The organism is Kocuria marina, from assembly GCF_000786655.1.
GTDB classification, from domain to species: Bacteria; Actinomycetota; Actinomycetes; order Actinomycetales; family Micrococcaceae; genus Kocuria; species Kocuria marina_A.
This window is the reverse complement of the sequence record NZ_JROM01000021.1, coordinates 23,604-38,202: the sequence shown is the minus strand read 5'-3', so window position 1 is coordinate 38,202 and position 14,599 is coordinate 23,604. Positions and strand designations below refer to the sequence as shown.

Below are 14,599 nucleotides of genomic sequence, written 5' to 3'. Positions count from 1 at the left end.
AAGGAAATATGACGCAATCTCACCAGCACCAGAATCCCGCTCCGAAGCAGCCCGGGCACTCCGCGGAACTGACCGGACCGGAACTGGAGGACGTCGTCTCGCGCGTCCTGGCCCGTGCGCGCACACGCTCCGAACCGACCCACGTCCACGACGCCGATCAGGACGTCCTCGACGACGAACGGGACGTCCACGGCGCCCGCGACCACGCGGCGTCGTACGCCACGGGTGGCGGACACGATCACCTGGGCCGCGCCCGTGAGCTCGCGGACGAGGACCACGTCCACGTCGAATCCGACGGCGATCAGCAGGACCTCGCCGAACGTCACGCGCTGCGCCGTGTCGCGGGACTGTCCACCGAGCTCGAGGACGTCACCGAGGTCGAGTACCGGCAGCTGCGGCTCGAGCGCGTGGTCCTGGCGGGTCTGTTCTCGAGCGGAACCTTGGCCGACGCGGAGAACTCGCTGCGTGAGCTCGCGGCGCTCGCGGAGACCGCCGGTTCCGAAGTCATGGACGGTCTGCTGCAGCGGCGCGTGACCCCGGACCCCGGCACGTACCTCGGCTCGGGCAAAGCCCTGGAACTCAAGGACGTGGTGGCCGCGACCGGTGCGGACACCGTCATCGTGGACGCGGAGCTCGCGCCGTCGCAGCGTCGTGCCCTCGAGGACGTCGTCAAGGTCAAGGTCATCGACCGCACGGGCCTCATCCTGGACATCTTCGCCCAGCACGCCAAGTCCAAGGAGGGCAAGGCGCAGGTGGAGCTGGCCCAGCTCGAGTACATGCTCCCGCGTCTGCGTGGTTGGGGCGAGTCGCTGTCCCGGCAGGCCGGTGGTCGCGCGGCGTCCGGTGAGGGCATCGGTAGCCGTGGTCCCGGTGAGACCAAGATCGAACTGGACCGGCGCCGGATCCGCCAGCGCATGGCCAAGTTGCGTCGGGAGATCGCGGCCATGAAGCCGGCGCGTGAGACCAAGCGACTCAATCGCAAGCGTCACTCCGTGCCCTCGGTCGCGATCGCGGGGTACACCAACGCGGGCAAGTCGTCCCTGCTCAACCGGCTCACGGATGCCGGGGTCCTCGTGGAGAACGCGCTGTTCGCCACGCTCGACCCCACGGTGCGCAAGGCCGAGACCCCGGACGGGATCGGCTACACGCTCGCGGACACCGTGGGCTTCGTGCGCTCGCTGCCCACGCAGTTGGTCGAGGCGTTCCGCTCCACCTTGGAAGAAGTCGCGGACGCGGACGTCATCGTGCACGTGGTGGATGCCTCCCACCCGGATCCGGAGGGTCAGCTCAAGGCCGTGCGGGACGTCCTCACGGACGTCGGGGCCAATGACATCCCGGAGATCGTGGCCCTGAACAAGGCCGACATCGCGGATCCCGTGGTGCTCGGTCGGCTGCGCAACCACGAGCACCCGTCGGTGGCCGTGTCGGCGCGCACGGGGGAGGGCATCGAGGAACTGCAGCGGTTGATCTCCTCCGCCATCCCGCGCCCCGACCACGACATGGAACTGCTCGTGCCCTACGTCCACGGCGAGGTGGTCTCCCGGCTGCACGCTCAGGACGCCGAGATCCTGCGCACGGAACACACTCCCGAGGGCACCCGGTTGCGCGTGCGCGTTCGGAAGGAACTCGTGGGTGAACTCGAGCCCTACCGGGTGCCGGAGCCCGGGAGCCCGGCTGCCGCGTCCACCGCGGAGGATCCCGCCGGAGCATGAGCGCATCGTTCGTCGACGAAGCGGGGCACGACCTCTCGGACGTCCGACCCGAAACGCTGCCCGGCGCGGTGGACACGCTCGAGCTCCTCGACTCCGCCGTGACCGCGCTGGGCGGGCAGCGACGGGAGGGGCAGCGGTTCATGGCGGCCAAGGTCGCCGAGGCCCTCGAGACCGGCCGGCATCTGTTGGTCCAGGCAGGGACCGGTACGGGTAAGTCACTCGCGTACCTCGTCCCCGCCCTGCGCCACGCCCGCACCGCGGACAAGCCCGTGGTCGTGGCCACGGCCACGCTGGCCCTGCAGTCCCAGATCACGGGCCGGGACGTCCCCCGCTTACTCGATGCGCTCGAGGACGAACTGGACGATCGCCCCGTCGTCGCGCTGCTCAAGGGCCGCTCCAACTACGCGTGCCTGCACAAGGTCGAGGGCGGCTACCCGGACGACGACGGCGCCCTGTTTGACGTCCCCGGCTCGGGGCCCGCCGCAGGGGGCACGGATCGCCCGCTCGGGGGCCTGGCCCAGCAGGTACTGCGGTTGCGGGAATGGGTCGAAACCACCGAGACGGGGGACCGGGATGACGTCCAACCGGGCGTCACGGACGCCGCGTGGCGGCAGGTCTCCGTGACCGCCAAGGAATGCCTGGGACGCAAGTGCCCCCTCGTGGAGGAGTGCTTCGCCGAACGCGCTCGGGCCGAGGCCGGCGAGGCGGACATGGTGATCACCAACCACGCGCTGCTCGCGATCAACGCGTTCGAGGGGCTCGCGGTCCTGCCCGAGCACGACGTCGTGATCGTGGACGAGGCCCACGAGCTGCGGGACCGGGTCACGGGTGCCGTGACCGCGTCCATCTCCGCCGCCGCGGTACGAGCCGCGGCTACGGCCGTGCGCAAGCACACGGCGGCGTCGAGCGATGCGCTCGAGAAGGCTGCCCAGGCCTTCGATCTGGCCTTCGACCCCGACCCGTCCGGACTGTTGCCGCGAGGCTTCACCGAGGAGCAGGTCTACGCGGTCCGTGGCGTTCAGGACGCCGCGCGCACGGGGCTCAGCGACACCAAGGGCGATTCCAAGGGCGAAGACGCGGCACGCCATGCGGCCCGCTCACGGTTGTCCGAGCTGCTGGACACCGCCGAGCGCATGCTGTCGGCGGACACCGCCCACGACGTCCTGTGGATCTCCCGCGTGGGCCGCTGGTCGCCCACCGAAGGCTACGTGGGAGCGTCCGAAGGGGAACCGGCGACTCTGAACATCGCGCCGCTCAGCGTCGCGGGGCCCCTGCGGGAGGGGTTGTTCGACGGGCGCACGGTCGTGCTGACCTCGGCGACCCTGGCCGTGGGGTCGTCGTTCTCATCCACCGCCGGCGCTCTCGGCCTGCAGGGCCCGGGGTCCCCCGCGTGGCGGGGCGTGGACGTGGGCAGCCCCTTCGACTATCGCCGCCAGGGCATCCTCTACGTGGCCAAGCACCTCGCGAAACCCGGCCGTGGCGTCTCGGAGGAACAGCTCGAGGAACTGCTCGGGCTGCTCGAGGCCTCGGGCGGCGGCGCGCTCGGTCTGTTCTCGTCCCGCCGGGCCGCGGAGGACGCGGCGGAGGCGCTGCGCGATCGCACCGAGCTGCGCATCCTGTGCCAGGGGGACGCCTCCCTGCCTTCCCTGGTCAAGGAGTTCACCGACGATCCCTCAGCGAGCCTGTTCGGGACCATGAGCCTGTGGCAGGGGGTGGACGTGCCCGGGCAGTCGTGCCGGTTGGTCGTCATCGATCGCATCCCGTTCCCGCGCCCGGACGATCCCCTGGGCACCGCCCGCACACGCGCGGCCGAACGGGCAGGCGGCAACGGGTTCATGTCGGTCTCGGCCACCCACGCCGCGGTGCGCCTGGCCCAGGGTGCGGGCCGACTGATCCGCGCGAGCGGGGACAAGGGCGTCGTCGCCGTATTGGACTCGCGGCTCGCCACGGCGCGCTACGGGTCCTTCCTGGCCCGGTCCCTCCCGCCGCTGTGGCCCACCACGGACCGCTCGACCGTTCTCGGGGCGTTGGAGCGATTGGCGCGCGCCTGAGCGTTCGACGCCGCTGTGCTCAGGTCCGAGGTGCCGTCCAGGGACACGCGCGTTGAGCGCCTCCGTGCTCCCCGCCGGATCATGCGCGAATCGTGCGCGGGGTTACGGCGCACGGGTCCGCAGCCCTGTGAGCGCGGGTCCGTGGCCCGGTGCGCGAGAACGGGTGGTTCCGAGGCGGTGCTGGCCGTCCGGTCACGTGTAATGCGACGCGCGGTTCCCGGAACCGCCCGAGGTGCGAGCTACAGGGCGCGGAAGACCGAGACGACCTTGCCCATCACGGTCGCGTGATCACCCAGGATGGGTTCGTAGCGAGTGTTCTGGGGCAACAGCCACGTGTGGCCGTCGCGCTGGCGGAAGGTCTTGACGGTCGCTTCGTCGTCCAGCAGGGCGGCTACGACGTCCCCGTTCTCAGCGGAGTTCTGTTGGCGCACCACGACCCAGTCGCCGTCGCAGATGGCGGCGTCGATCATGGAGTCCCCGGAGACCTTGAGCATGAACAACTGGCCGTGACCCACGAACTGTCGCGGTAGGGAGTAGACCTCCTCGACCAATTGCTCGGCGGTGATGGGGCCACCGGCGGCGATGCGCCCCACGAGCGGTACGGGGACCATGGCGTCGTCGTCATCGGCGGCGGGCAGATCACCCATGGTGTGCACGGCGGGGGACGCGGCGCCCGCGTCGCGGGTGGGCAGGGACTCGACGGAACCTGCGGGCTCGTCGGCCGGCCCCAGGTGGCGGTCGAGTTCCTCCGCGCTCAACGGGCGCAGGACCTCCATGGCCCGGGGTCGGCGGGGATCCCGGCGCAGGTAGCCCCACTTCTCGAGCTGGCCGAGTTGATGGGTCACGCTGGACAGGGACGCCAGACCCACGGTGTCACCGATCTCACGCATGGACGGCGGGTAGCCGCGCGTGGTGATGCAGCGCTGCACGGCACCGAGGATCCGTGCTTGTCGAGGGGTGAGCGTGCGCGAGCGTCGGTCGGACGCCTGCTGATTCGGGGAAGAAATGCTCACGTGCGGGGTCCTTTCACCGTCCACGCTGTGCACACCCTGCGGTGGGCCGCGGAGGCCGCTTATGCGTGTCGGAGACGTGGGGTCAACTAACTCCTGTGTGACCTCGAGCTTAACCTGCGCGCGTCCCCGGGTTCAAATATGTGTTCGAAAAGGTCCTCGACAGCATTCGTACACCCGTGCTAGAACTGTGGGTAGAGATTCGAAAATGTGTTCTAAATACGCTCCGCGTTCGAACACCGCCACCTTCGGGTGGATCCGGTCAGATCACCAGGAGGTAGCCATGACCGCTCTCACCTTGTCGCGATCCGTTCGTTCCACCACGGCTGCGTCCTCCGCCGCCGTGCCCGCTCGTACCTCGGCCCGTGCCGCGTCCGTCCAGGCCGCCCCGCGCGCCGCTCGCTCGCCGCTGCACCTCACCCGCCGCGGCCGGTTCTTCCTGATCGGACTGCCCTTCGTCACGGGAGCGGCGGCCCTGTTGGTGGTCGCCGCCGTCTTCTTGCTGCCGCCCACGGTCAAGGCCTCCACGGAACCCGCGGGGGCGCCCGTGACCCACAGCGTCACGGTGCAGGCGAACCAGACCCTGTGGGAGATCGCCGCCGTCGCGGACCCGCAGCGGGACACCCGCGAGGTCATGAACGACATCGCCGAGCTCAACGGTCTGACGTCCTCCACCCTGCACACCGGTCAGGTCCTGGAGGTCCCGTCCCGCTGACGGTCTCCCATCACTGGCGAGGGCGCGGGTCACGAGGCGCCCGCGCGCTCGCGTCCGGCTGCAGGGCGAGTGTCGGTGCGGCGCTGGGTTCCCGGCGATGATGCCACCGGCCGGGCCGGCACACTGGGTCGTTACGCTGGCCTCGACACACAGTGAGACGCCGTGTGACCGGATATGCGCCGAGTCCATAGACTGGTCCGGTGAATTCTCGTGATGATTCCCTCGAAGCCCTTCCGCTGCGCGATGACCTGCGGGGCCTATCTCCCTACGGTGCTCCCCAGCTGCAGGTCCGTGTCGCACTGAACACCAACGAGAACACCCATCCGGTTCCCGATCCCGTGGTCGAGGCCATCACGCGGCGCGTCACCGATGCCGCCGCGTCCCTGAATCGCTACCCGGACCGGGACTTCACCGCCCTGCGTGCCGCCCTCGCGGCTTACCTGGGTCACGAGCTGGCCGAGGACAACCTCTGGGCCGCCAACGGGTCCAACGAGATCCTGCAGCAGATCCTGCAGGCCTTCGGTGGGCCGGAGCGCTCCGTGTTGAGCTTCGTCCCCACGTACTCGATGTACCCGTTGCTCGCTCTCGGGACCGGAACGGAGTTCATCGCGGGGGAGCGCGCGGAGGACTTCTCCCTGTCGGCCGAGTCGGCGGCTCGCCAGGTGCGCGAGCACGCCCCGAACATTGTGTTCCTGTGCTCGCCCAACAACCCCACCGGGACCGCCCTCGGGCTGGACGTCGTCGAGGCCGTGTACGAGGCGGGGGAGAACCGCAACACCATCGTGGTCGTGGACGAGGCCTACGCCGAGTTCGCGCGCTTCGGAACCCCCTCGGCCCTGACCTTGCTCCCCGGCCGTCCTCGGCTCATCGTCACGCGCACCATGAGCAAGGCGTTCGCGTTAGCGGGTGCACGGCTCGGGTACTTCGCCGCGGATCGCTCCGTTGCGGACGCCATCCGCCTCGTGCGCTTGCCGTACCACCTGTCCTCGGTGACCCAGGCGACCGCACTGGCCGCTCTCGACCACCACGAGACGCTGCTCGGCACGGTCGAGGACATCAAGCTGCAGCGCGACCGGATCGTGGACGAGCTCAAGCGACTGGGCCTGACGCCCGCCGAGTCCGATTCCAACTTCGTGTTTTTCGAGTGCGGCGGGGACGCCCACGCCATGTGGCAGGGCCTGCTCGACCAGGGCGTCCTCGTGCGGGACGTGGGGATCCCTGGCCACCTAAGGGTCACCGCCGGGACGGAAGCGGAGACCACCGCGTTCCTCGAGGCCGTGGAGTCCTACCTCGCCCGATCCTGAGCTGGGACCGTCCCAGCCGAGTTGCAGGGCCGGGTCGGCCTGTCTCGAACCGTGGGACCGGTCGGGCCGCGGCCCCATGGTTCCCACCCCAGCCATCTAGACTGGACCCGCCCGCCGAGCCGTCGTCGGGCGCCGTCCCCGAGGAGATGTCGTTTTTCATGAGCGCAGTCGAGAACCACCGCACCGCCACGGTGGAACGCGTGACCAGTGAATCCACCGTGCGTGTGAGCCTGGACCTGGACGGGACGGGTACGTCCTCGATCGAGACCACGGTGCCGTTCTACAACCACATGCTCACGGCACTGTCCAAGCACTCCCTGATCGACCTGGACATCCAGGCCCACGGGGACACGGACGTCGACGTCCACCACACGGTCGAGGACACCGCGATCGTCCTGGGTGATGCGCTGCGTCAAGCACTCGGGGACAAGCGGGGAATCCGTCGATTCGGACAGGCCACCGTGCCGCTCGACGAGGCGCTCGCGTCCGCCGTGGTGGACGTGTCCGGGCGGCCCTATGTGGTGCACACGGGTGAGCCGGAGGGCCAGCAGTACCACTTGATCGGTGGTCACTTCACCGGGTCGATGACCCGTCACGTCTTCGAGTCCCTGGCCTACCACGCCCAGTTGTGCCTGCACGTGGAACTGATCCGCGGTCGCGACCCGCACCACATCGCGGAGGCCCAGTTCAAGGCGCTGGCGCGCGCCCTGCGCGAGGCCGTGGAGCCCGATGTCCGCATGGCCGGTGTGGTCCCGTCCACCAAGGGTGCCCTGTGAGCGGGGCGGGACGGAACATGATCGCGGCGCCGAGCGTCGTCGTCCTGGACTACGGTGCGGGCAATGTGCGCTCTGCCGTGCGCGCCCTCGAGGAGGCCGGCGCGCGGGTCGTGCTGAGCGCCGATCCGCGCGACGTCATGGACGCGGACGGTCTCGTGGTCCCCGGCGTGGGAGCCTTCGCGGCCGTCATGGAGGGGCTGCGCGCGGTGGACGCTCCGCGGCTCATCGATCGTCGGCTCAGCGGCGGCCGCCCGGTGTTGGGCATCTGCGTGGGGCTGCAGGTCATGTTCGACCGGGGCGTGGAACACGGTCACGAGTCCGAGGGACTGGCCCAGTGGCCCGGGACCGTGGAGCGACTCGACGCTCCCGTGGTCCCGCACATGGGCTGGAACGAGGTGCGCCCGCCGGAGGGCTCGGTGCTGTTCCGTGGCATCGAGGACGAACGGTTCTACTTCGTGCACTCCTACGGGGTGCGGGAGTGGGAATTCGACCGGAGCATCGAGCACATGGCGCCCCCGGGCGTCACGTGGTCCGAGCACGGGGCGCCCTTCGTGGCCGCCGTGGAGAACGGTCCGTTGAGCGCCACGCAGTTCCACCCCGAGAAGTCCTCCGCGGCGGGGATCGCCCTGCTGCGCAACTGGCTGTCCACGCTGCCGCGCACCGGACGCATGGACGGGCGCTTCCCCGCACCGGGTTCGGGGGTCCCGGCATGACCGCATCGGTGCTGCTGCTCGTGGCGGGGGCGTTCTTCGTGGGCGGGGCGATCTCCTTCCATCAGCAGCGCAAGCCGCTGTGGAGTGTGGTGTTGCTCGCGTTTGTGGCCCTCGTGTTGATCGGCTACGGGGGCTACTCGTGGTTCACGAGCGTGTGAACCGGGCGTAGTGCCGTCGTCAACGGGTACGGGGCGCGCGCCGCACCGCGACAATCCAATCAACCACCGGACCACCACGGCGCCCGCGGGCGCCACGTGAGGAGAGACATGACCGAGACCACCGAACGCCGTTTGGAACTGCTGCCCGCGGTGGACGTTCAAGGCGGCCAGGCCGTGCGCCTGGTCCAGGGGGAGGCCGGCTCCGAGACCGGGTACGGCGACCCGCTCGAGGCCGCCCTCGCGTGGCAGGACGCGGGCGCCGAATGGTTGCACCTCGTGGACCTCGACGCCGCGTTCGGTCGCGGTGACAACATCGACGTCCTGCGCCGGGTCGCCGCGCACCTCGAACTCAAGATCGAGATGTCCGGCGGGATCCGGGACGACGAGTCCCTCGAGCGCGTCCTGTCCCTGGACCCCGCGCGCATTAACCTGGGCACGGCGGCGCTCGAGAACCCCGAGTGGACGCATCGCGTGATCGCCGAGCACGGGGACCGGATCGCCGTGGGTCTGGACGTGCGCGGCACCACGCTCGCCGCGCGCGGCTGGACCAAGGACGGCGGCGACCTGTGGGAGGTGCTGGAGCGCCTCGAGGCCGACGGCTGCGCGCGGTACGTGGTCACCGACGTGACCAAGGACGGCACGCTGCGCGGGCCCAACACCGAGCTGTTGGCCGAGGTCGCCCGCCGCACGGACAAGCCCGTGGTGGCCTCGGGCGGGATCTCGTCCCTCGAGGACATCGCCGCGCTACGCGAGCTCGTGCCGGCCGGGGTCGAGGGCGCGATCGTGGGCAAGGCGCTCTACGCCGGCAAGTTCACGCTGGCCGAAGCCCTGGACGTCGCCGGTCGCCCGAGTGCCTGAGCACCACGCAGATCGCGGGTCCGGACGCGAGCCCCACCCGCCCTCCGGGCGCGGTGACACCGCGGCTTCCGACCGCGCCGCACGCGTTGCCGGGGCCGACGGCGCTCGCGCCCTCCCCGCGCACATCGCCGCCCAGCTGCGTTCGGCCGGTGGCCCCACGGATACCGGCGGGCAGGCGTGGGAGGGCCGCAATCTGGGGGAGGGCACGAGCCACACCCACCAGTTCCCCGACGATCCGGGCACCGCGGACCCGAAGGTCTCCCGCGCACTTGACGCATGGCGCGCGGGTGCCGCGAGCGAGGAAGAGGTCGTGGCCGCGCTCGCCGGGATCCGGGTGTTCGTGCCCATCGTGGCGCAGGTCTCCCGGTCCCACATCACGGAGGACGGTCTGGTCTCGGACAAGGAAGCGGACATGGCGCTCGTGAGCCTGCAGGCCGCCGACGGCCGCAAGGCCCTGCCCGTGTTCACGTCCACCGACGCATTGACCCGGTGGAACTCCCGGGCCCGTCCGGTCGCCGCGGACATCCGCCGTGCCGCGCTGTCAGCGGTGCAGGACGGCTCCGCGCTGCTCGTCGTGGATCCGGGAACGGATCCGGCCTTCGTGGTCCGACGCCCCGCCTTGTGGGCCGTGGCGCAGGGACACGCGTGGGCGCCGTCGTACCGGGATTTCGCGGTGGACGACGCCGTGACGCGCGCGGCACTCGGGCGCCCGGAGATCGTGGCCGCGCTCGCTGGCCCGGGCCGCGGTGTGAATGCCGCGCGGTCCGACGGCGCTACGCTACGCGGCGGGGGAGAAGGACCTGAACTCACGGTCACCCTGCAGCTGAGGGCGGGGCTATCCACGGAGCAGGTTCAGGCAGCAGTGGGGCATTACCAGCAGCGGCTCGCGGCTCAGCCCGTCATGGCGGACGCGGTGGATTCGATCGAGGTCCGGCTCACCGCCTGACGTGAACGTGTGAGGCCGATACGACGAACGCGGCGCGCGACCACAGGTCGCGCGCCGCGTCCTCATGACGGGTTGGATGCTCAGCCGTAGACCGGGCCCGTGAACTTCTCGCCGGGCCCGGCGCCGGGAGCGTCGGGGAACGGGGAGGCCTCGCGGAATGCGAGCTGCAGGGACTTGAGGCCGTCGCGCAACGGGCCCGCGTGCTGGGAACCGATCTCAGGAGCGGCCGCGGTGATCAGACCCGCCAGGGCGATGATGAGCTTGCGCGCCTCGTCCAGGTCCTTGAGTTCCTCGGCGTTCTCCTCGGCGGCCAGACCGCACTTCACGGCGGCGGCGCTCATCAGGTGGACGGCGGCGGTCGTGATGACCTCGACCGCGGGGACCTCGGCGATGTCACGCATCTGGTTGTTCACCTCCGCGAGCGTCTCGTCGGGCAGTGCACCGGGATCGGAGGCGCCGTGGTCGTGGGCGGCGGCGTGACCGTGGGCGGTGCCCGGGGACGATGCGGTGTCGGTGAATTCGAAGCGCTCGGAGCGCGGCTGCTCGGACATGGGACCACTGTAGAACAGCGGGATCGCCCGGCGCGGGGCCGTCCCTCGACTGGCCTCCACGCCCCCGGATGGGTTATATTGGTGGGCAGTGTGCAAGCGGAGATGACTCCCACCCGCCGCCGCCCGCCGAATGACGCGATCACTCGGCACCAGGTGCCCGGGTTCGTGACCGAACGAACATGACGTCCCAGCGGCGATCGTGTCGTGCCGGTCCCTGTGTGGTTCTCACCTCCGCTCGCGCGTGCCGCAGCGGAGGTTTTTCGTTGTGGTCCAGGACCCAACCACGGGGAAACCCACGAACTCAGGAGCTTGGCATTAGCGATCCACGTATCAATGACAGAATCCGTGTCCCGGAAGTCCGCCTGGTCGGACCTGGCGGCGAGCAGGTCGGCATCGTTCGCGTTCAGGACGCGCTGCGGCTGGCCCGAGAATCGGATCTCGATCTGGTCGAGGTCGCACCCAACGCCAAGCCCCCCGTGGCCAAGCTCATGGACTTCGGCAAGTACAAGTACGAAGCCGCGGTCAAGGCTCGTGAGGCGCGCAAGAACCAGGCCAACACGGTGCTCAAGGAAGTGCGTTTCCGTCTGAAGATCGACACGCACGACTACGAGACCAAGGTGGGCCACGCCAAGCGCTTCCTCTCCGCGGGGGACAAGGTCAAGGCCATGATCCAGTTCCGTGGTCGTGAGCAGCAGCGCCCCGAGATGGGCGTGCGTCTGCTCGAGCGGCTCGCGGACGACGTCGCCGAGGTCGGTGCCGTGGAGACCGCGCCCCGCGTGGACGGTCGCAACATGGTCATGGTCATCGGTCCGCTCAAGAACAAGGCGGAGGCTCGCGCCGAGGCCCGCAAGCAGAAGCAGCGGGAGAAGTCGCAGTCCGAGAACCAGCGCAAGCAGCGGGTGGACACTTCCAAGGCCGAGTCCGTGACCCAGTCCATCGGGGATGCGTTCCCGGCGGAACTGCGTCAGGCCGCCACCGCGCAGGCGGAGAGCTCGCAGAGCGCTCCCATCGCAGCGGAGGACAAGGTCCAGGAGACCGTGGCGCCGGCGTCCGGTACCGAAGCCACCCAGGCTCCGGCGCAGCCCGAGGCTCCTGCACAACAGGACACCGCGGACACCAAGGTCACGGCGGCCAAGCCGACGGCGGCGCAGGCGGGTACCGCATCGGCGTCGTCACCCAAGCCCGCAGCGAGCCCCAAGCCCGCTGCAAGCGCGAAGCCGAGTGCGAAGCCCGCACCCGCGAAGCCGAGCGCGGCGGCCAAGCCCGCGGCACCGAAGCCCGGGGCGTTCAAGCCCGGGCCCGCCAAGAAGTAATCCCGGCACAGGAATTGACAACGTTGGGCGTGTGATCGCCCGACACCAGCGTGGTCGCGGCCGTGTGCCGCGACCCACCGGTGTGCCCCACCGGTCGATGTAAAAGGAGACGGCCACCATGCCGAAGATGAAGACCCACAGCGGTGCCAAGAAGCGTTTCAAGCTCACCGGTTCGGGCAAGGTCAAGCGCCAGCAGGCCAACCGCCGCCACTACCTGGAACACAAGTCCTCGCGTCTGACCCGCCGTCTCGCGGGCGACCAGATCGTCTCCACCCCGGGTGAGGCCAAGGCCATCAAGCGGATGCTGGCCAAGTAGGCCCTTCCTCTTCCATTTCGTCAGCGCCGCGTTTGCGCGGCGGGTAGTCATGTTCCGGCAGGGGTCGGAACCGAATCGTTAGGAGTACGCACGTGGCACGTGTGAAGCGGGCGGTCAACGCCCACAAGAAGCGTCGTGAAGTTCTGGAGAAGGCCTCGGGCTACCGCGGTCAGCGGTCCCGGTTGTACCGCAAGGCCAAGGAGCAGATGCTCCACTCGTACACCTACTCCTACAACGACCGTCGCAAGAAGAAGGGCGACTTCCGTCGGCTGTGGATCCAGCGCATCAACGCCGCCGCCCGCGCGAATGGTCTGACCTACAACCGCTTCATCCAGGGCCTGAAGGCCGCTGAGGTCGAGGTGGACCGTCGCATGCTGGCCGAGCTGGCCGTGAGCGACGAGAACGCGTTCGCGACCCTGGTCCGCGTGGCCAAGGACGCCCTGCCGGAGGACACCTCCGCGCCCCGCACCGCCGCCTGAGTGCCGCTGTGACGTTCGTCGAGCGCCTGGAAGACCGGTTGCTGTCCAACCCCCGAGCCGATCGGGTCAAGGACGTGGCCGCGTTGACCAGGCGCTCGATGCGTTCCAAGCGCGGATTGTTCCGCGCCGAGGGCCCGCAGAACGTGCGCGAGGCGGTCCGTCTCGCGCTCGCGGATTCCCCCGCTGCCGGGTTGCCGAGGCTCGACGCCGTGTACGTGACCCTGCAGGAGCTCGACCGGCATCCGGGGATCGCCGCGGATCTCGCCGCGCTCGCCGACCGCGGTGACGTGTTCGTCCGGGCGGTCACCCCGGAGGTCCTGGCGGCCATGACCGATGCGGTCACGCCGCAGGGGATGCTCGCGGTGTGCCGGTTCCCTTCCTCTGCGTCGGACGCCTCTGACGACGCCGCTCGCGCCCTCGGTGCCGCACGTCTGGTCGGCGTGTTGGTCCGGGTGCAGGACCCGGGCAACGCGGGTACCGTGATCCGCACCGCGGACGCCGCCGGCGCGGACGCCGTGCTGTGCACCCCGGGCACCGTGGACCCGTTCAACCCGAAATCCGTGCGCTCCTCGGCGGGGTCGCTGTTCCACGTCCCGGTGTTCACGGGCGTGGAACTCGCCGATGTCGTCGCCGCGGCCCGCGAACACGGTATCGGTGTGCTCGCCGCGGACGGCTACGCCTCCGTGACGGTCTCCGAGCTGGCCGACGCCGCGGTGTTGCGCGCCGCGGGCACTCCCGCGGGGGACGTGGCGTACCCCCTCGAACAGCCCACCGCGTGGTTGTTCGGCAACGAGGCGCAGGGACTGTCCGAGGCGGAGGTCGAGGCGGCGGATCTGTCCGTGGCGGTGCCGCTGTACGGGGCCGCCGAATCGCTCAACGTGGCCACCGCCGCGACCGTGTGCCTGTATGCGTCGGCGCAGGCCCAGCGCCGGATCGCGGATCGCTGACCCGTGCTCACGGCGTTCTGTGAAGCGCCGATGACACACTGGGCACTATGACTTCCGTTCTTCCCGCGCGCTTCCGGACCCAGGTGGTCGGAGTGGCCCTGCTCGACGACGCGCAACACCCCACCGCGTTCCTCGCCGCCCAGCGGGCCTACCCCGAGGATCTGCGCGGACTGTGGGAGTTCCCGGGCGGGAAACAGGAACCGGGGGAGAGCGCCGAGGAAGCACTCGTGCGCGAATGCGCGGAGGAGCTGTCGGTGCGGGTGGAACTACTGGATGAGATCTTCGGCCCCCATGCCCAGGGGTGGCCACTGTCCGAGAAGGCCGCGATGCGCGTGTGGACCGGAACCACGGCGGACGCACCCGTGGTGGGCGCAGATCACCTGGCCGTGCGGTGGGTTCCGCTCCATGACCCAGACACTGTCCTGGCTCTGCCGTGGATCCCCGCGGACGTGCCGATCGTGCGTGCACTGCTGGAGCGGATCGCTCCGTGACCTCGCCGAGTCAGCAGTCACCCACGTGAATCCCGGTCTGGTACAGCCTGGGACCAATGGATGTTCACCCTGATTCCGGCACGTTCCTTCCGTACTGGCCGGATCTACCCAACGTGGCTTTCATTCAGCGAGCCGTGGGGACGTCCGGAGAATGCGTCTCAGCACGGGGCTGAGCTCGTGCCCCATGGCGGTGGGCTGCACTCACGGCGCGGCCGTTGGTGCGTCCGTTCATCCGCCGCCGAACTACCCGGCCCGGGAG

At 69.9% G+C, this 14,599-nt stretch carries 16 protein-coding genes; 14 read left to right on the top strand and 2 right to left on the bottom strand.

Going from position 1 to position 14,599, the window contains the following annotated elements; genetic code table 11:
* Window positions 1-8: 8 nt before the first annotated feature.
* Window positions 9-1,712: a GTPase HflX gene (hflX, locus tag AS25_RS05960; RefSeq protein WP_035963328.1), complete on the top strand. Its 1,704-nt coding sequence runs from the start codon at window positions 9-11 to the stop codon at window positions 1,710-1,712.
* Window positions 1,709-3,763, top strand: coding sequence for an ATP-dependent DNA helicase (locus tag AS25_RS05955; protein ID WP_172644419.1), 2,055 nt, complete (start codon window positions 1,709-1,711; stop codon window positions 3,761-3,763). The genes hflX and AS25_RS05955 overlap by 4 nt, the downstream gene beginning before the upstream one ends.
* A 239-nt stretch (window positions 3,764-4,002) precedes the next feature.
* Here the strand turns inward: AS25_RS05955 and lexA are convergent, their stop codons facing one another.
* Window positions 4,003-4,776: a transcriptional repressor LexA gene (gene lexA / locus AS25_RS05950; RefSeq protein WP_035963317.1), complete on the bottom strand. Its 774-nt coding sequence runs from the start codon at window positions 4,774-4,776 to the stop codon at window positions 4,003-4,005.
* A gap of 280 nt (window positions 4,777-5,056) precedes the next feature.
* On the opposite strand from lexA, the gene AS25_RS05945 reads away from it, so the two are divergent.
* The 7 genes from AS25_RS05945 (at window position 5,057) to AS25_RS05920 (ending at window position 10,243) form a co-directional block, all read left to right on the top strand.
* Window positions 5,057-5,488 carry a LysM peptidoglycan-binding domain-containing protein gene (locus AS25_RS05945; RefSeq protein WP_084118037.1) on the top strand — a complete coding sequence of 144 codons (432 nt, stop codon included), beginning with the start codon at window positions 5,057-5,059 and terminating at the stop codon, window positions 5,486-5,488.
* 200 nt (window positions 5,489-5,688) lie between these two features.
* Complete coding sequence (locus AS25_RS05940; RefSeq protein ID WP_035963310.1) at window positions 5,689-6,792, top strand: histidinol-phosphate transaminase; 1,104 nt, start codon at window positions 5,689-5,691, stop codon at window positions 6,790-6,792.
* 158 nt (window positions 6,793-6,950) lie between these two features.
* Complete coding sequence (hisB, locus tag AS25_RS05935) at window positions 6,951-7,568, top strand: imidazoleglycerol-phosphate dehydratase HisB (RefSeq protein WP_035963301.1); 618 nt, start codon at window positions 6,951-6,953, stop codon at window positions 7,566-7,568.
* A 17-nt stretch (window positions 7,569-7,585) separates the two neighbouring features.
* Window positions 7,586-8,281 (top strand): imidazole glycerol phosphate synthase subunit HisH, encoded by a 696-nt coding sequence (hisH, locus tag AS25_RS05930; RefSeq protein ID WP_035963292.1) that lies wholly within the window; start codon window positions 7,586-7,588, stop codon window positions 8,279-8,281.
* Window positions 8,278-8,439: a CG2302 family histidine operon protein gene (locus AS25_RS14900; RefSeq protein ID WP_165489804.1), complete on the top strand. Its 162-nt coding sequence runs from the start codon at window positions 8,278-8,280 to the stop codon at window positions 8,437-8,439. Before hisH ends, AS25_RS14900 begins: the two co-directional genes overlap by 4 nt.
* Window positions 8,440-8,547: 108 nt before the next feature.
* On the top strand, window positions 8,548-9,297 hold the full coding sequence (priA, locus tag AS25_RS05925) for a bifunctional 1-(5-phosphoribosyl)-5-((5-phosphoribosylamino)methylideneamino)imidazole-4-carboxamide isomerase/phosphoribosylanthranilate isomerase PriA (protein WP_035963285.1): 750 nt from the start codon (window positions 8,548-8,550) through the stop codon (window positions 9,295-9,297).
* Window positions 9,290-10,243, top strand: coding sequence for an SseB family protein (locus AS25_RS05920; protein WP_253270492.1), 954 nt, complete (start codon window positions 9,290-9,292; stop codon window positions 10,241-10,243). The genes priA and AS25_RS05920 overlap by 8 nt, the downstream gene beginning before the upstream one ends.
* A gap of 80 nt (window positions 10,244-10,323) precedes the next feature.
* On the opposite strand, the gene AS25_RS05915 is transcribed toward AS25_RS05920, so the two are convergent.
* Window positions 10,324-10,794, bottom strand: coding sequence for a DUF1844 domain-containing protein (locus AS25_RS05915; RefSeq protein WP_035963280.1), 471 nt, complete (start codon window positions 10,792-10,794; stop codon window positions 10,324-10,326).
* A 218-nt stretch (window positions 10,795-11,012) separates the two neighbouring features.
* On the opposite strand from AS25_RS05915, the gene infC reads away from it, so the two are divergent.
* The 5 genes from infC (at window position 11,013) to AS25_RS05890 (ending at window position 14,340) form a co-directional block, all read left to right on the top strand.
* The gene (gene infC, locus AS25_RS05910; protein WP_437123710.1) at window positions 11,013-12,107 is read left to right on the top strand and encodes a translation initiation factor IF-3; all 1,095 of its coding nucleotides are present in this window, start codon (window positions 11,013-11,015) and stop codon (window positions 12,105-12,107) included.
* Window positions 12,108-12,225: 118 nt separating this feature from the next.
* Window positions 12,226-12,423, top strand: coding sequence for a 50S ribosomal protein L35 (gene rpmI, locus AS25_RS05905; protein ID WP_035963278.1), 198 nt, complete (start codon window positions 12,226-12,228; stop codon window positions 12,421-12,423).
* 92 nt (window positions 12,424-12,515) lie between these two features.
* Entirely contained in the window at window positions 12,516-12,902 is a 387-nt protein-coding gene (rplT, locus tag AS25_RS05900) for a 50S ribosomal protein L20 (RefSeq protein ID WP_035963276.1), read from the top strand.
* An 8-nt stretch (window positions 12,903-12,910) separates the two neighbouring features.
* A complete protein-coding gene (locus AS25_RS05895; RefSeq protein WP_035963274.1) occupies window positions 12,911-13,849 on the top strand; it encodes a TrmH family RNA methyltransferase in 939 nt (312 codons plus the stop codon).
* Window positions 13,850-13,896: 47 nt separating this feature from the next.
* Window positions 13,897-14,340, top strand: a complete 444-nt coding sequence (locus AS25_RS05890) for a (deoxy)nucleoside triphosphate pyrophosphohydrolase (RefSeq protein ID WP_035963272.1) — start codon at window positions 13,897-13,899, stop codon at window positions 14,338-14,340.
* The last annotated feature ends 259 nt before the right edge of the window (window positions 14,341-14,599 follow it).